General features: G+C 54.8%; 14 protein-coding genes and 1 pseudogene. 12 read left to right on the top strand and 3 right to left on the bottom strand.

Features of this window, described 5'->3' with window-relative positions:
- Positions 1–22 precede the first annotated feature (22 nt).
- Both ppnP and AACY26_RS20730 read right to left on the bottom strand, forming a co-directional pair.
- On the bottom strand, positions 23–304 hold the full coding sequence (ppnP, locus tag AACY26_RS20725) for a pyrimidine/purine nucleoside phosphorylase (protein WP_339516842.1): 282 nt from the start codon (positions 302–304) through the stop codon (positions 23–25).
- A gap of 64 nt (positions 305–368) precedes the next feature.
- A complete protein-coding gene (locus tag AACY26_RS20730; RefSeq protein ID WP_339516844.1) occupies positions 369–917 on the bottom strand; it encodes an exonuclease domain-containing protein in 549 nt (182 codons plus the stop codon).
- A 137-nt stretch (positions 918–1054) separates the two neighbouring features.
- Here AACY26_RS20730 and AACY26_RS20735 point away from each other — a divergent pair.
- From AACY26_RS20735 to AACY26_RS20745, 3 genes and pseudogenes are all read left to right on the top strand, one after another.
- A pseudogene (locus AACY26_RS20735) lies at positions 1055–1942 on the top strand (NAD(P)-dependent oxidoreductase); the annotation flags it as partial.
- A 152-nt stretch (positions 1943–2094) separates the two neighbouring features.
- Positions 2095–2355: a YkgJ family cysteine cluster protein gene (locus AACY26_RS20740; RefSeq protein ID WP_339516846.1), complete on the top strand. Its 261-nt coding sequence runs from the start codon at positions 2095–2097 to the stop codon at positions 2353–2355.
- 31 nt (positions 2356–2386) lie between these two features.
- Entirely contained in the window at positions 2387–2995 is a 609-nt protein-coding gene (locus AACY26_RS20745; protein WP_445261337.1) for an START domain-containing protein, read from the top strand.
- 85 nt (positions 2996–3080) lie between these two features.
- Here the strand turns inward: AACY26_RS20745 and gltA are convergent, their stop codons facing one another.
- On the bottom strand, positions 3081–4355 hold the full coding sequence (gene gltA / locus AACY26_RS20750; protein ID WP_339516850.1) for a citrate synthase: 1275 nt from the start codon (positions 4353–4355) through the stop codon (positions 3081–3083).
- 351 nt (positions 4356–4706) lie between these two features.
- On the opposite strand from gltA, the gene sdhC reads away from it, so the two are divergent.
- The 9 genes from sdhC (at position 4707) to sucD (ending at position 16094) form a co-directional block, all read left to right on the top strand.
- The gene (gene sdhC / locus AACY26_RS20755) at positions 4707–5093 is read left to right on the top strand and encodes a succinate dehydrogenase, cytochrome b556 subunit (protein ID WP_339516959.1); all 387 of its coding nucleotides are present in this window, start codon (positions 4707–4709) and stop codon (positions 5091–5093) included.
- Positions 5087–5455 (top strand): succinate dehydrogenase, hydrophobic membrane anchor protein, encoded by a 369-nt coding sequence (gene sdhD / locus AACY26_RS20760; protein ID WP_339516961.1) that lies wholly within the window; start codon positions 5087–5089, stop codon positions 5453–5455. The genes sdhC and sdhD overlap by 7 nt, the downstream gene beginning before the upstream one ends.
- 3 nt (positions 5456–5458) lie before the next feature.
- Positions 5459–7231: a succinate dehydrogenase flavoprotein subunit gene (gene sdhA / locus AACY26_RS20765; RefSeq protein ID WP_339516852.1), complete on the top strand. Its 1773-nt coding sequence runs from the start codon at positions 5459–5461 to the stop codon at positions 7229–7231.
- Between the two features lie 11 nt (positions 7232–7242).
- Complete coding sequence (locus tag AACY26_RS20770; RefSeq protein ID WP_010490063.1) at positions 7243–7947, top strand: succinate dehydrogenase iron-sulfur subunit; 705 nt, start codon at positions 7243–7245, stop codon at positions 7945–7947.
- 256 nt (positions 7948–8203) lie between these two features.
- Positions 8204–11035, top strand: a complete 2832-nt coding sequence (locus AACY26_RS20775; protein WP_339516854.1) for a 2-oxoglutarate dehydrogenase E1 component — start codon at positions 8204–8206, stop codon at positions 11033–11035.
- A gap of 66 nt (positions 11036–11101) precedes the next feature.
- A complete protein-coding gene (odhB, locus tag AACY26_RS20780; protein ID WP_339516856.1) occupies positions 11102–12337 on the top strand; it encodes a 2-oxoglutarate dehydrogenase complex dihydrolipoyllysine-residue succinyltransferase in 1236 nt (411 codons plus the stop codon).
- Between the two features lie 64 nt (positions 12338–12401).
- Positions 12402–13838: a dihydrolipoyl dehydrogenase gene (gene lpdA, locus AACY26_RS20785; protein WP_010490056.1), complete on the top strand. Its 1437-nt coding sequence runs from the start codon at positions 12402–12404 to the stop codon at positions 13836–13838.
- Between the two features lie 202 nt (positions 13839–14040).
- Complete coding sequence (sucC, locus tag AACY26_RS20790; RefSeq protein ID WP_087517018.1) at positions 14041–15207, top strand: ADP-forming succinate--CoA ligase subunit beta; 1167 nt, start codon at positions 14041–14043, stop codon at positions 15205–15207.
- On the top strand, positions 15207–16094 hold the full coding sequence (gene sucD / locus AACY26_RS20795; protein WP_087517017.1) for a succinate--CoA ligase subunit alpha: 888 nt from the start codon (positions 15207–15209) through the stop codon (positions 16092–16094). The genes sucC and sucD overlap by 1 nt, the downstream gene beginning before the upstream one ends.
- Positions 16095–16250: the final 156 nt, after the last annotated feature.

The raw sequence follows: 16250 nt of genomic DNA on the forward strand, positions 1-16250 counted from the left end.
CGGTTATTCAGCCATCAAGCAATTAGCGATATTCGCAGAGATAAGCCGTATCAACCGCGACCTTGAGCTTGAACTTGCTGTTGGCCGGAACTGTGAAGTTGCTGCCCGATTCGAATGTTTCCCAGCTGTCTGAGCCTGGCAATTGAACCGTCAGTGCGCCTGCCACAACATGCATGACTTCGAGTTGGCTGGTGCCAAACTCGTAGTCGCCAGCAGCCATTACGCCGATAGTGGCGGGGCCTGCGACCATATCGAAAGCAATAGATTTGACGGTGCCGTCGAAGTACTCATTCACTTTGAACATATGCACATCCTCGCAAGGGCTGAAAAAAGGGTCGCCAGTATGCCGAAGCCTGATCGGGTCGTCATCAGCTTTGAACAGGTAAAACCAGTGGCAGTAATCGAGCGGTGTTACGCGCGTCGCTAAGAGCGCGATGCTGTTGTCCGCTGAAATTGATTCCAGAGAGTTGCAGTGCGGTGTGCAGGCCCACTGGCTGCTGTAGTTTGCGCGCTTGGGCGAAGGTTTTTTTAAGATTCAGGTGACTGAGCGTGCTCAAGTGACTGCTGAGCTTTTGCAGGCGCCAGTCTTGCTCAAGTTGGCGGCGGTCATATTCGCCCCAACTTGCCCAGCCGATCAGGCGCGGGTGATGCTGGCTGAGCCAGCGCTCAAAGTGCGGCCAGATTTCAGACAATGGCCCTGCGCTGTCGACATCGGTTTGGCTGATATGGGTCAGGTCACGGCAAAACTTGGTCAGGTGAGGGCGCCTGACAGGCCTTACAAAACGTTGAAAGTGATCGATCTCATGGCCCTGGGCATTCACCATGCTGGCGCCTATTTCGATGATTTCCATCTCTTCGATCGGCCAGCCGCCTTCCTCGGTTGTGGCTTCCAAGTCAATTACTAACCAGTGTCCCATAGGCTCTCCATGAGCATGCGAGCCTGTACTCGCGCTGTCGGCAAACTTACTATTAGGTTTTAGGACAATGGCGGCAGTATGCAAGTGCCCGACAAGTGCGGCAAAACCCATGTTAGGCTGCTGATAAATCAACCTGGAGGTTTCAAATGGCCAACGTAGCCTTTATTGGATTAGGTGTAATGGGGTATCCCATGGCGGGGCATTTGGCGCGCGATGGTCATCAAGTCTGTGTTTACAATCGCTCCTCGGCCAAGGCTGAGCAGTGGGTTGAAGAATATGCCGGTGAGTGCGCCGCGACACCACGCGAAGCGGCGCAAGGCGCAGACTTGGTGATGGTGTGCGTCGGTAATGACGATGATTTGCGCAGTGTAGTGCTCGGTGACGATGGTGCGTTGGCGGGCATGCAGGCTGGCGCAGTGCTGGTTGATCACACCACGGCCTCTGCCACTGTCGCCCGCGAGCTTGCTGAGCTCGCCCAAGAGCGCTCGATAGGCTTTCTTGATGCGCCGGTTTCAGGCGGTCAGGCGGGTGCACAAAATGGTGTGCTGACGGTCATGGTCGGCGGCGAGCAGGCCGATTTTGATAAAGCGCAGCCGGTGATTGATGCTTACGCCAAGATGGTACGGTTGATGGGGCCGGCGGGTAGTGGCCAACTGACTAAGATGGTCAACCAGATTTGTATCGCAGGCGTGGTTCAGGGCTTGTCCGAAGCCCTTCACTTTGCACAGTGTGCCGGTCTCGACGGTATTGGCGCCATGGAGGTCATCAGCAAGGGCGCAGCGCAATCCTGGCAGCTTGAGAATCGCCATAAAGCCATGCTTGATGGTGAGTTCGAATTCGGTTTTGCGGTCGATTGGATGCGCAAGGACTTGTCTATCCTGCTGACTGAGGCGCGGAGCAATGGTGCTCAATTGCCAGTCACTGCGTTGGTTGATCAGTTCTATGCCGACGTTCAGGCTGCTGGCGGTGGTCGTTGGGATACTTCGAGCCTGATCTCGCGACTTAAGCCGACAAAGAACTCCTGAGGCTGTTTGTTGCCTTATCTATCAGGCGCTGCACATTGCGCCTGATACAGATTGCCCGGCATTTATCTGTTTCAGACACTGCTAATTTCAGCATTGGGCGGTTAAAATCGGCAAAATGTCGTGATTGTGCTTTCGTTAGAGGTTTTAAGGTCATGAAATGCCGTGCTGGCTGTGGCGCTTGCTGCATCTCACCTTCAATTAGTTCGCCCATTCCAGGCATGCCCAACGGCAAGCCTGCAGGCGTGCGCTGTATTCAGCTGGATGAAGCTAATTTCTGCATGATCTTCGGCCAACCTGAGCGCCCGGCGGTCTGTTCTGCATTTAGTGCGGATCTAGAGGTGTGCGGTGACACTCGGGAAGACGCAATACGTTTGCTCGCCTGGCTTGAAGGCTCTACTGCTGTGGCGTGTTAATTAATTACCAGCAGGCAAAAGCCTGGGAGAAATGATGGCTCTGTTTACACGGTTGTTAGTGGCTGGCGTTACAGTCTTGGCTGTAAGTACTGCTCATGGCCAGGACTGGAATCTGGTGAAAGATGAAGCCGGGATCAAGATTTACCTGAGCGATGTGAAGGGCTCGGAATACAAGGCCTATCGCGGTGTGACGACAGTCAAGGCCGATTTACCGACGTTGCTCAAGTTACAGAATGACGTAGCCGGTTCGTGCGCATGGATTCATGAGTGCAAAATGCAAAAAATGCTCAAGCACGAAGGCGATAAAACCTGGACCTACGCGCAATTCAACACGCCATGGCCGGTCACTCCGCGTGACTCCGTTATGGAAGTCACCACCGCGCAGGATGCGAAGGGTGGCGCGACCCGTGTGATGCACGGTGTGCCTGATTACTTGCCGCCAGAGAAGGACTTTGTCAGGGTCAGCCAGCTAGAAGGTCGTTGGGTGTTTACCCCGAAGGCCGCAGGTGATATTGAGGTTGTGTATGAGGTGCATACCGAGCCGGGCGGCAGCGTGCCATCGTGGCTGGCCAACAAGTTCGTGGTCGATGCGCCGTTCAATACCTTGAAAAACTACCGAGAATTAGCCGAGAAACAATAATCCAGCGGCGCCACCTGTCCAGGTGCTCACAAAAAAGGCTGCCAATTGGCAGCCTTTTTTACGCGATTAAACAGGCCCGGTCGGCTTATCTATTGATATCGCGCTGCTCTTTGCCGGTGTACAGCTGGCGTGGGCGGCCAATCTTGTACGGGCTTTCGAGCATTTCTTTCCAGTGCGAGATCCAGCCAACGGTACGTGCCAGTGCGAAAATCACAGTGAACATGCTGGTTGGGATGCCTATGGCCTTGAGGATGATGCCCGAGTAGAAGTCTACGTTCGGGTACAGCGAGCGCTCGATAAAGTATGGATCGGTCAGCGCGATCTCTTCGAGGCGCATTGCCAGCTCAAGTTGTGGGTCATTGGTGATGCCCAGCTCTTTCAGGACTTCGTCGCAGGTCTGTTTCATCACGGTGGCGCGTGGGTCACGGTTCTTGTAGACGCGGTGACCGAAGCCCATCAGCTTGAACGGATCGTTCTTGTCTTTGGCCTTGGCGATGAAGGTGTCGATGTTTGAAACATCACCAATTTCATCAAGCATGCTCAGTACGGCCTCGTTGGCGCCGCCGTGAGCAGGGCCCCAAAGTGCAGCGATACCAGCCGCGATACAGGCAAATGGGTTGGCGCCAGAGGAGCCAGCCAGGCGAACGGTTGAAGTCGATGCGTTCTGCTCGTGGTCGGCGTGCAGGATAAAGATTTTATCCATTGCTTTGGCCAGAACCGGGCTGATCGGCTTAATTTCGCAAGGCGTGTTGAACATCATGTGCAGGAAGTTTTCAGCGTAATTAAGGTCATTACGCGGGTACATCATGGGTTGGCCCATGGAGTACTTGTAGGTCATCGCTGCAAGGGTCGGCATCTTGGAGATCAGGCGCATGGCCGAAACTTCGCGGTGATGCGGGTTCTTGATGTCCAGGGAGTCGTGATAGAAGGCGGAGAGTGCGCCGACCACGCCACACATGATGGCCATTGGGTGTGCGTCGCGGCGGAAGCCGTTGAAGAAGGTCTTCAACTGCTCGTGAACCATGGTGTGGTTCTTGATAGTGGATACAAATTGAGCTTTTTGCGCTTCATTAGGCAGTTCGCCATTGAGCAGCAGGTAGCAGGTTTCCAGATAGTCAGCTTTCTCGGCGAGCTGCTCAATTGGATAACCGCGGTGAAGCAGAATGCCTTGTTCACCATCGATGTAGGTGATTTGCGACTCGCAAGACGCGGTGGACATGAAGCCCGGATCAAAAGTGAAGCGGCCCGTGGCTGTTAAGCCTCTTACATCTATTACATCGGGACCAACGGTGCCGGTTAAAATAGGCAGCTCGACGGGGGCAGCGCCCTCGATGATCAACTGCGCTTTTTTGTCAGCCATGTGTGGCCTCCTAGTTATGCTTGATATCATCAGACAGCCCCCCACGCAGGGCCCGCACCACTATAGTGGGATAAATTCTAAAGTCAATTTGCTAAAACACTATGGGGTAGAGCGTGTTGGCAGCTGATTATTAAGGATAAGTTGCGCTTTTACGTGATTTAATTAATCCGCGCAATCTGCACGAAGGATAGGCTGGTCCGTTGTCATTAGTAACCTAACTGTCTATACTCTGCGGCCAACCACTAAGGGCTTTTGACCCTGTATCTGGTGGTTTTCACTCCTTGGGTGATGGGTACCTGACCAGTGCACCTCCCGACAACTTTGCCCTGCAACTTCGGGGCTCTCAGTGTGATAAAAAAAGCCGTGAATAGCCAACGACCTGTAAACCTAGACCTTAGGACTATCAAGCTCCCAATCACCGCTTACACGTCCATTCTTCACCGTATCTCCGGTGTCATCCTCTTTGTCGGTATTGCCGTGTTGCTCTATGCGCTCGACAAGTCGCTTGCTTCAGAGGAAGGCTTTGCCGAGGTGAAAGAATGTTTGACCAGCCCTTTGGCTAAGTTCGTGATTTGGGGATTGTTGTCCGCCTTGCTGTACCACTTGGTGGCTGGCGTACGCCACATCATCATGGACATGGGCATCGGTGAATCGCTTGAGGGCGGTGCATTGGGCTCGAAAATCGTACTCGCTGTCGCAGCGGTCATGATTCTGCTGCTGGGGGTATGGATATGGTAACTAACGTCACTAACTTGTCGCGTTCGGGTCTGTATGACTGGATGGCACAACGCGTTTCAGCAGTCGTGCTCGCGGCTTATGTACTGTTTTTGCTCGGTTATGTGATCGCCCATCCTGGTATGGGTTATGCCGATTGGCATGGTCTGTTCTCCAATCAAGCAATGCGCATCTTCAGCTTGCTGACCTTGGTTTCACTTAGCGTTCATGCCTGGGTTGGTATGTGGACAATCTCCACTGACTACCTGACCAACATGGCTATCGGCAAGTGGGCTACGGCCGTGCGTTTTCTGTTCCAGGCTGCGTGTGGCATCGCCATGTTCGCGTTTTTCGTCTGGGGCGTGCAGATTCTTTGGGGTATCTGATCCATGACTAGCATTCGTACACTTTCCTATGACGCCATCATCATTGGTGGCGGCGGTGCAGGCATGCGTGCCGCGCTGCAACTGGCTCAAGGCGGTCACAAAACCGCAGTAGTCACCAAAGTTTTCCCAACCCGTTCGCATACTGTATCGGCTCAGGGCGGTATCACCTGTGCGATCGCTTCGGCTGATCCGAACGATGATTGGCGCTGGCACATGTACGATACCGTCAAGGGCTCCGACTATATCGGTGACCAGGACGCTATCGAATACATGTGTTCCGTAGGTCCGGAAGCGGTGTTCGAGCTTGAGCACATGGGCTTGCCGTTTTCGCGCACTGAAACTGGCCGCATCTATCAGCGTCCATTCGGTGGCCAGTCGAAAGATTTCGGTAAGGGCGGCCAGGCTGCTCGTACTTGCGCAGCCGCTGACCGTACCGGTCACGCACTGTTGCACACCCTTTATCAGGGCAACCTGAAAGCTGGCACCTCGTTCCTGAACGAGTGGTACGCGGTTGATCTGGTGAAGAACCAGGACGGCGTAATCGTCGGTGTGATCGCTATCTGCCTGGAAGACGGTGAGACCGTTTATATCCGTGCCAAGGCTGTGGTTCTGGCGACTGGCGGTGCTGGCCGTATCTACTCGTCGACCACCAATGCCCTGATCAACACCGGTGACGGTATTGGCATGGCGCTGCGTGCAGGTGTTCCGGTTCAGGACATCGAAATGTGGCAGTTCCACCCGACCGGTATTGCCGGCGCCGGTGTACTGGTAACTGAAGGTTGCCGTGGTGAAGGTGGTTACCTGATCAACAAGCACGGCGAGCGTTTCATGGAGCGCTATGCACCAAACGCCAAAGACCTTGCAGGTCGTGACGTAGTTGCACGTTCGATGGTTAAAGAGATCATTGCCGGTAACGGCTGTGGCCCTGATGGCGATCACGTAATGCTGAAGATGGATCACCTGGGCGAAGAAGTCCTGCTGAGCCGTCTGCCAGGCATCGTTGAGCTGTCGAAAACCTTCGCTCACGTTGATCCAGCTGTAACGCCGATCCCGGTTGTTCCAACTTGCCACTATATGATGGGCGGCGTTGCCACCAACATTCATGGCCAGGCGATCACTCAGGATGCCAACGGCAACGACAAGATCATCGAAGGTCTGTTCGCCGTGGGTGAAGTGGCATGCGTATCGGTTCACGGTGCTAACCGCCTGGGCGGCAACTCGCTGCTCGACTTGGTGGTATTTGGTCGTGCGGCTGGCCTGCACCTGGAGAAATCGCTTAAAGAAGGCGTTGAACATCGTAATGCCAGCGCCACTGATATTGATCAGTCGCTCAGCCGTCTGGCGGGTGTTAACGAGCGCACCACTGGCGAAGATGTAGCGCCGCTGCGTAAAGAGCTGCAAAGCTGCATGCAGAACTACTTCGGTGTATTCCGTACTGGCGAATACATGCAGAAGGGTATTGCCCAATTGGCTGACCTGCGTGAGCGGATCGCCAATGTTAAGATCGCGGACAAGAGTCAGGCTTTCAATACTGCGCGTATCGAAGCCCTGGAACTGCAAAACCTTCTTGAAGTTGCTGAAGCGACTGCGATTGCTGCCGAGACGCGTAAAGAATCTCGCGGTGCTCACGCTCGTGAAGACTTCGAAGATCGTGACGACGAAAACTGGCTGTGCCATTCCCTGTACTTCCCAGGCGAAAAGCGCGTGACCAAGCGTGCCGTCAACTTCTCGCCGAAGACAGTTCCGACCTTTGAACCTAAGATCCGGACTTACTAAGGGTGGCTGATATGTTGCAAGTAAGTGTTTATCGCTATAACCCTGAGAGCGACTCTGCGCCGTTCATGCAGGATTTCCAGATCGATACAGGCGGCAAGGACATCATGGTTCTTGACGTACTGGCGCTGGTCAAAGAACAGGACGAAGGCTTCTCCTATCGTCGTTCTTGCCGTGAGGGCGTGTGTGGCTCTGACGGTATGAACATCAATGGCAAGAATGGCCTGGCTTGCATCACGCCGCTGTCGGCTGTGGTGAAAAACAACAAGCTGGTGATTCGTCCGTTGCCTGGTTTGCCAGTCATTCGTGACCTGGTTGTCGATATGAGCATCTTCTATAAGCAGTACGAGAAGGTTCAGCCGTTTTTGCAGAACGATACGCCAACACCGGCCATCGAACGCCTGCAGAGCCCGGAAGAGCGCGAGAAGTTGGACGGTCTGTACGAGTGCATCCTGTGCGCTTGCTGCTCGACCAGCTGCCCGTCGTTCTGGTGGAACCCTGATAAGTTCCTCGGTCCTGCTGCACTGCTGCAAGCCTATCGTTTCCTGGCAGACAGCCGTGATACAAAAACAGTTGAACGTTTGTCGGCATTGGATGATCCATTCAGTGTGTTCCGCTGCCGCAGCATCATGAACTGCGTGAGCGTTTGCCCTAAGGGTCTTAACCCGACCAAGGCAATCGGCCACATTCGCGGCATGTTGTTGCAAAGCGGTACTTGATTCACCGAGTTTAGTTAGACCTGTAACGCCTGCGGTCTCTTGTGCTCAATAGGAGGCCGCAGTTATAGCCAGAATCGCAGCTCAAAAAGTCGCGGTTCTTATTTTGAAATATTATGACGACCAGCAGGGGCATCTGGGCCGGAGCCCGGACTATCTGCGGGATCCGTGGTGGCTTTACCGAGGTCGCTGCATCAAGACTTCGAAAGCCCACGCGGTTTCTACGCCGGTGGTGTCCCCTAACCGAGGGTGACCAAGCATGCAAGAAAGCGTGATGCAGCGCATGTGGGACAGTGCCCACCTATCCGGTGGAAACGCTGCCTATGTGGAAGAGCTCTATGAGCTTTACCTGCACGATCCCAACGCTGTGCCAGAAGAGTGGCGCACTTACTTTCAGAAGTTACCGGCCGATGGTGGCGCCACAACAGACGTATCGCATTCCACGATTCGCGACCATTTCGTCCTGCTCGCTAAAAACAAAGCCCGTGCGCAACCGGTTTCCGCCGCTAGCGTCAGCAGCGAGCACGAGAAAAAGCAAGTCGAGGTTCTGCGTCTGATTCAGGCCTACCGCATGCGTGGTCATCAGGCTGCGCAGCTTGATCCGCTGGGTCTTTGGCAGCGTCCGCTGCCGGCTGACCTGTCGATCAATCACTACAGCCTGACCGACGCTGACATGGACACCACGTTCCGCACGGGTGGCCTTGTTATCGGCAAGGAAGAGGCAAGTTTGCGGGAAATTCTCGAAGCGTTGCAGCAGACATATTGCCGCACCATTGGCGCAGAATTTACCCACATCGTCGATTCCGAGCAGCGCAGCTGGTTTCAGCAGCGTCTGGAAAGCGTTCGTGGTCGTCCACAATATTCCGCGGAAGTGCAGGGCCATGTGCTTGAGCGCCTGACTGCGGCTGAAGGTTTGGAGAAGTACCTGGGCACCAAATACCCGGGCACCAAGCGCTTTGGTCTGGAAGGTGGTGAAAGCCTGATCCCGCTGCTTGATGAAATCATCCAGCGCAGTGGCTCATACGGCACCAAGGAAATTGTCATCGGCATGGCCCACCGTGGTCGTCTCAACGTATTGGTCAACACCTTCGGCAAGAACCCGCGTGATCTGTTCGACGAGTTCGAAGGCAAGAAAACCGAAGGCCTGAGCTCAGGTGACGTTAAATATCACCAGGGTTTCTCCTCGAACGTGATGACTGCAGGTGGCGAAGTCCACTTGGCGCTTGCGTTCAACCCGTCTCACCTTGAAATTGTCTCGCCGGTAGTCGAGGGTTCGGTACGTGCCCGTCAAGACCGCCGCAGTGATGATGTGGGCGATAAGGTCCTGCCAATTTCCATCCACGGCGACGCTGCTTTTGCAGGTCAGGGCGTGGTCATGGAAACCTTCCAGATGTCGCAGACCCGCGGCTTCAAGACAGGCGGCACCATCCATATCGTCATCAACAACCAGGTTGGCTTTACCATCAGCCGTGTAGACGATGCTCGTTCCACCGAGTACTGCACCGATGTGGCCAAAATGATTCAGGCGCCGATCTTCCATGTAAATGGTGATGATCCGGAAGCCGTGTTGTTTGTTACGCAGATGGCTGTTGATTACCGCATGCAGTACAAGCGCGACGTGGTTATTGACCTCGTTTGCTACCGTCGCCGCGGTCACAACGAAGCCGATGAGCCGAACGGCACCCAGCCGCTGATGTATCAGCAAATCGCCAAGCAGCGCACCACGCGTGAGCTGTATGCCGAGATGTTGATCAACGCATCGCGTCAGACTGCCGAAGACGTTCAGGCCAAGAGCGATGAATATCGCACGGCACTGGATAACGGTCAGCACGTTGTGAAGAGCTTGGTTAAAGAGCCAAACAAAGAGCTGTTCGTTGACTGGCGTCCGTATCTGGGCCACGCCTGGACTGCGCGTCACGACACCCGTTTTGATCTCAAAACCCTGCAAGAACTGTCGGCCAAGCTGCTGGAAACACCAGACGGCTTCGTGGTTCAGCGTCAGGTTTCGAAGATCTACGAAGATCGCCAGAAGATGACCGCCGGTGCGCTGCCGATCAACTGGGGTTATGCCGAAACCATGGCGTACGCAACCCTGTTGTTCGAAGGCCATCCGATCCGCATTACCGGTCAGGACGTGGGTCGCGGTACCTTCTCGCACCGTCATGCCGTGCTGCACAACCAAAAAGATGGCAGCACCTACGTGCCACTTCAGAAGCTGTATAACGAGCAACCAGACTTCGATCTGTATGACTCGTTCCTGTCTGAAGAAGCGGTGCTGGCGTTCGAATACGGTTATTCCACAACCACGCCAAATGGCCTGGTTATCTGGGAAGCGCAATTCGGTGACTTCGCCAACGGTGCCCAGGTTGTATTCGACCAGTTCATCTCCAGCGGTGAAACCAAGTGGGGTCGTCTCTGTGGTCTGACCATGCTCTTGCCGCACGGCTACGAAGGGCAGGGGCCTGAGCACTCCTCGGCGCGTTTGGAGCGTTATCTGCAACTCTGTGCCGAGCACAATATGCAGGTTTGCGTACCGACCACGCCGGCTCAGATCTACCATTTGCTGCGTCGTCAGGTGATTCGCCCGCTGCGCAAGCCATTGGTCGTATTGACGCCTAAGTCGCTGCTGCGCCACAAATTGGCAATCTCGACGCTGGAAGATTTGGCCGAAGGCTCGTTCCAGACGGTTATTCCAGAGATCGATGCAATTGATCCGAAGAAAGTGGACCGCGTGGTGATGTGTAGCGGCAAGGTCTACTACGACCTGCTTGAAAAGCGTCGCGCTGAAGGCTTGAACAACATTGCAATCGTACGCCTCGAACAGCTCTATCCGTTCCCAGAAGAAGACTTGACTGAGGCGCTTGCCGCTTACAAGAACCTCAAGCACATCGTCTGGTGTCAGGAAGAGCCGATGAACCAAGGTGCCTGGTATTGCAGCCAGCATCACATGCGCCGTGTTGTTACTGCGCATAAGAAAACCCTGGTTCTTGAGTATGCCGGCCGTGAAGGCTCTGCATCTCCAGCATGCGGTTATGCATCGTTGCACGCCGAGCAGCAGGAAAAACTGCTGCAAGACGCTTTTACTGTTTAACGCCCGAGCGCAAGAGGCGGCCTGAGTAGGCCGCCTCGTTGAAAACCGAATTTAAGGACACACACAATGGCTATCGATATTAATGCCCCAACTTTCCCGGAATCGGTTGCTGACGGTACCGTTGCCACTTGGCACAAAAAGCCGGGCGACGCAGTCAAGCGCGATGAGCTGATTGTTGACATCGAGACGGACAAAGTTGTTATCGAAGTGTTGGCTGAAGCCGACGGCGTTATCGCTGAAATCGTCAAGAACGAAGGCGACACCGTACTGAGCAACGAACTGCTGGGTCGCCTGACTGAAGGCGCTGCTGCAGCTGCCCCGGCCGCTGCCCCGGCCGCTGCCTCGGCACCTGCTGCCAAAGCTGAGGCGCCTGCTGCTGCACCGGCTGCTGGCGACGACGACCAAATCCTTTCGCCTGCTGCGCGCAAGCTGGCTGAAGAAAACGGCATCAACCCAAGCAGCATCACGGGTACCGGCAAAGGCGGTCGCGTCACTAAAGAAGACGTTGTCGCGGCTGTTGAAGCCAAGAAGAACGCGCCTGCTGCCAAACCAGCTGCTGCTGCTGCAGCTGCCAGCGCTCCGGCAATGGCTGTTGGTGATCGTGTTGAGAAGCGCGTACCAATGACCCGCCTGCGTGCCAAGGTTGCCGAGCGTCTGGTTGAAGCTCAATCGAACATGGCGATGCTGACCACGTTCAACGAAGTCGATATGACTGAAGTCATGGCACTGCGTTCGAAGTACAAGGACCTGTTCGAGAAGTCGCACAATGGCGTACGCCTGGGCTTCATGTCGTTCTTCGTCAAGGCGGCCACTGAAGCACTCAAGCGCTTCCCGGCTGTAAACGCTTCGATCGACGGTTCTGACATCGTTTACCACGGCTACGCTGACGTTGGCGTTGCTGTGTCGAGCGACCGTGGCCTGGTTGTACCAGTGCTGCGTAACGCCGAGTCGATGAGCCTGGCTGAAATCGAAAATGGCATCGCCACCTTCGGCAAGAAAGCCCGCGACGGCAAACTGTCGATTGATGAGATGACTGGCGGTACCTTCACCATCACCAACGGTGGTACTTTTGGTTCGATGATGTCGACGCCGATCGTTAACCCGCCGCAAGCTGCTATCTTGGGTATGCACAATATCCTGCAGCGCCCGATGGCGATCAATGGTCAGGTTGTTATTCGTCCAATGATGTACCTGGCGCTGTCTTACGATCACCGCCTGATCGATGGTAAGGAAGCCGTGACCTTCCTGGTGACCATCAAGAACCTGCTGGAAGATCCTGCACGCCTGCTGCTGGATATCTAAACCCAGTTTCTCCCTCGGCGGCTCTCACAAGGAGCCGCCCGGTTTATTTGAGAAGGAATCAGTAATGTCTCAGAAATTCGACGTGGTAGTCATCGGTGCCGGCCCTGGCGGTTATGTAGCTGCAATCAAGGCGGCGCAACTGGGCTTGAAGACTGCCTGTATCGAGAAGTATCAGGATAAAGCTGGCAAGATCGCCTTGGGCGGTACGTGCTTGAACGTAGGTTGCATTCCTTCCAAAGCACTGCTCGACAGCTCGTGGAAATACCACGAAGCCCAGGAAGGCTTCGCCGTCCACGGTATCACTGCCAAAGGCGTGAGCATGGACGTGCCTGCAATGGTTGGCCGCAAGGACACCATCGTTAAGAACCTTACTGGCGGCGTTGCCACCCTGTTCAAGGCTAACGGTGTAACCCTGCTGGAAGGCCACGGCAAGCTGCTTTCGGGCAAGCAAGTTGAAGTCACTGCCCAAGACGGCACCACTCAAATTGTTGAAGCCGGTAATGTGATCATCGCTTCGGGCTCCAAGCCGATCGACATTCCACCAGCACCTGTTGACCAAGACGTTATCGTCGACTCGACTGGCGCTCTGGACTTCCAAGCTGTACCTAAGACTCTTGGCGTTATCGGCGCTGGCGTTATCGGCCTGGAACTGGGTTCGGTATGGTCGCGTCTGGGTTCGCAAGTGACTGTAATCGAAGCCCAGGACAAGTTCCTGCCAGCGGCTGATGACCAGATCTCCAAAGAAGCGATGAAAACCCTGACCAAACAAGGTCTGAAAATCCTGCTGGGTGCACGCCTGACTGCTTCTGAAGTCAAGAAGAAGCAAGTGACCGTGAGCTTCACCGACGCCGATGGCGAGCAGAAGATGACTTTCGACAAGCTGATCGTAGCGGTCGGTCGTCGTCCGGTTACAACAGACCTGTTGGCAGCTGACAGCGGCGTTGATATGGATGAGCGTGGCTTCATCTTCGTCAACGACCAGTGCGAGACCAGTGTCCCAGGCGTCTACGCCATTGGTGACGTGGTTCGTGGTGCAATGCTTGCGCACAAAGCCTCGGAAGAGGGCGTGATGGTTGCCGAGCGTATCGCCGGTCACAAAGCGCAAATGAACTATGACTTGATCCCATCGGTTATCTACACTCACCCGGAAATCGCGTGGGTTGGTAAAACCGAACAGCAGCTCAAGGCTGACGGGATTGCTGTAAACGTCGGTACTTTCCCATTCGCGGCCAGCGGCCGTGCAATGGCTGCAAATGATACCGGCGGCATGGTCAAGGTTATTGCCGATGCCAAGACTGATCGCGTGTTGGGCGTTCACGTTATTGGCCCAAGCGCTGCTGAGTTGGTTCAGCAGGGCGCAATCGGCATGGAATTCGGCACCAGTGCCGAAGATTTAGGGATGATGGTGTTCTCGCACCCAACCCTTTCCGAAGCGTTGCACGAAGCAGCATTGGCGGTGAATGGCGGTGCTATTCACATTGCTAATCGCAAAAAACGCTAAGTGAACTGACTATTAACCCTTGGGTCTGCCCAATCGGCAGGCTCATCGGTTACTGGACAAAAAGAACCACGACGACTGCCCGTGTTTGACCTCGGTTAAGCGCGGAATGTACGTCGGACTGCTCAAGATGGCGGTCACAGGTGGTGCGGCACTAATATGCAGCACCGAATGCGCAATACCCAAACGAAGACGGTAGACAAGCATGAATCTCCACGAGTATCAGGGTAAGCAGCTATTCGCTGAATACGGCCTGCCCGTATCCCAAGGCTTCGCAGTAGACACCCCAGAAGAAGCCGCAGAAGCTTGCGACAAAATCGGTGGCAGTGAGTGGGTTGTTAAAGCCCAAGTTCACGCTGGTGGCCGCGGTAAAGCGGGCGGCGTGAAGCTGGTCAAGAGCAAAGAAGATGCCAAGGCATTCGCAGCCAACTGGCTGGGCAAGCGTCTGGTGACTTACCAGACTGACGCCAACGGCCAGCCTGTCAGCAAGATCCTGGTTGAATCCTGCACTGACATCGCCAAGGAACTGTACCTGGGCGCTGTAGTTGATCGTTCCAGCCGTCGTATCGTGTTCATGGCGTCCACTGAAGGTGGCGTAGACATCGAGAAAGTGGCACACGACACCCCTGAGAAAATCCTCAAGGCAACTATCGATCCACTGGTTGGCGCTCAGCCATTCCAGGGGCGCGAGTTGGCTTTCCAGCTGGGTCTGGAAGGTAACCAGATCAAGCAATTCACTCAGATCTTCGTGGGTCTGGCCAAGCTGTTCCAGGACTACGACCTGGCGCTGCTGGAAGTGAACCCGCTGGTCATCAAGGCTGACGGCAATCTGCATTGCCTGGACGCCAAGATCAACATCGACAGCAACGCCATGTACCGCCAGCCTAAGCTGCGCGCTATGCATGACCCGTCGCAGGACGATCCACGCGAAGCCCACGCTGCCAAGTTCGAACTGAACTATGTTGCCCTTGAAGGCAACATCGGCTGCATGGTCAACGGTGCTGGCCTGGCCATGGGTACCATGGACATCGTCAACCTGCACGGCGGTCAGCCAGCTAACTTCCTTGATGTTGGCGGCGGCGCGACCAAAGAACGCGTTACTGAAGCGTTCAAGATCATCCTCTCGGATGACAATGTTAAAGCCGTTCTGGTTAACATCTTCGGCGGTATCGTTCGTTGCGACATGATTGCTGAAGGCATCATCGGCGCAGTGAAAGAAGTCGGCGTTAAAATTCCGGTTGTTGTTCGCCTTGAAGGTAACAACGCTGAGCTGGGCGCTAAAGTCCTGGCTGAAAGTGGCCTGAACATCATCGCGGCAACCAGCTTGACCGACGCTGCTCAGCAAGTCGTCAAAGCTGCGGAGGGCAAGTAATGAGCGTCCTGATCAATAAAGACACCAAAGTAATCTGCCAGGGCTTCACCGGCTCGCAGGGTACCTTCCACTCCGAACAAGCCATTGCCTACGGCACTAAAATGGTCGGCGGTGTTACTCCAGGCAAAGGTGGTTCAACTCACCTGGGCCTGCCAGTGTTCAACACTGTTAAAGAAGCTGTAGAAACCACTGGCGCTACTGCCAGCGTTATCTACGTACCAGCTCCATTCTGCAAGGACTCGATCCTGGAAGCAGCAATGGGCGGTATCAAGCTGATCGTTTGCATTACCGAAGGTATTGCAACTATCGACATGCTTGAAGCCAAAGTTAAGTGTGACGAGCTGGGCGTTGTCCTGATCGGCCCTAACTGCCCAGGTGTTATCACCCCAGGCGAGTGCAAGATCGGCATCATGCCAGGCCACATCCACTTGCCAGGCAAAGTAGGCATCGTGTCGCGTTCCGGCACCCTGACTTACGAAGCTGTTAAGCAGACTACTGACGCCGGTTTCGGTCAGTCGACTTGCGTTGGTATCGGCGGTGACCCGATCCCAGGTTCTAACTTCATCGACATCCTGAAGTTGTTCCAGGAAGACCCAAAGACCGAAGCGATCGTTATGATCGGTGAGATCGGCGGTTCGGCTGAAGAAGAAGCTGCTGCTTACATCAAAGCCAATGTGACTAAGCCTGTTGTTTCCTACATCGCTGGTGTTACCGCTCCTGCGGGCAAGCGTATGGGTCACGCTGGTGCAATCATCTCTGGCGGCAAGGGCACTGCAGACGAGAAGTTTGCTGCTCTGCAAGACGCAGGCGTTAAAACCGTGCGTTCCCTGGCTGACATCGGCAAAGCCCTGGCTGAGCTGACTGGTTGGGAAGTCAAAAAGGCCTAATCGCTTTTTTGTCTGAAAAGAGGCCACCTTCGGGTGGCCTTTTTTATTGGGAAATTCTTGCTGGCAGGATGCAGTGCAGACAATGCTTTATTGCCCGCCATTTATGGGGTGAGGTATTGCGGATCGTTTGGTGGACAAGCTTCGCGTTGTCACAAC

The organism is Pseudomonas sp. RL_15y_Pfl2_60, from assembly GCF_963970595.1.
In the GTDB taxonomy this organism is placed as follows: Bacteria; Pseudomonadota; Gammaproteobacteria; order Pseudomonadales; family Pseudomonadaceae; genus Aquipseudomonas.

Coding starts and splice junctions, on each gene's coding strand:
- sucD (WP_087517017.1), top strand. CDS start 15,207: ATGAGCGTCCTGATCAATAAAGACACCAAAGTAATCTGCCAGGGCTTC.
- AACY26_RS20730 (WP_339516844.1), bottom strand. CDS start 917: ATGGGACACTGGTTAGTAATTGACTTGGAAGCCACAACCGAGGAAGGC.
- gltA (WP_339516850.1), bottom strand. CDS start 4,355: ATGGCTGACAAAAAAGCGCAGTTGATCATCGAGGGCGCTGCCCCCGTC.
- AACY26_RS20740 (WP_339516846.1), top strand. CDS start 2,095: ATGAAATGCCGTGCTGGCTGTGGCGCTTGCTGCATCTCACCTTCAATT.
- lpdA (WP_010490056.1), top strand. CDS start 12,402: ATGTCTCAGAAATTCGACGTGGTAGTCATCGGTGCCGGCCCTGGCGGT.
- sdhD (WP_339516961.1), top strand. CDS start 5,087: ATGGTAACTAACGTCACTAACTTGTCGCGTTCGGGTCTGTATGACTGG.
- sdhA (WP_339516852.1), top strand. CDS start 5,459: ATGACTAGCATTCGTACACTTTCCTATGACGCCATCATCATTGGTGGC.
- AACY26_RS20770 (WP_010490063.1), top strand. CDS start 7,243: ATGTTGCAAGTAAGTGTTTATCGCTATAACCCTGAGAGCGACTCTGCG.
- odhB (WP_339516856.1), top strand. CDS start 11,102: ATGGCTATCGATATTAATGCCCCAACTTTCCCGGAATCGGTTGCTGAC.
- ppnP (WP_339516842.1), bottom strand. CDS start 304: ATGTTCAAAGTGAATGAGTACTTCGACGGCACCGTCAAATCTATTGCT.
- AACY26_RS20775 (WP_339516854.1), top strand. CDS start 8,204: ATGCAAGAAAGCGTGATGCAGCGCATGTGGGACAGTGCCCACCTATCC.
- sucC (WP_087517018.1), top strand. CDS start 14,041: ATGAATCTCCACGAGTATCAGGGTAAGCAGCTATTCGCTGAATACGGC.
- AACY26_RS20745 (WP_445261337.1), top strand. CDS start 2,387: ATGATGGCTCTGTTTACACGGTTGTTAGTGGCTGGCGTTACAGTCTTG.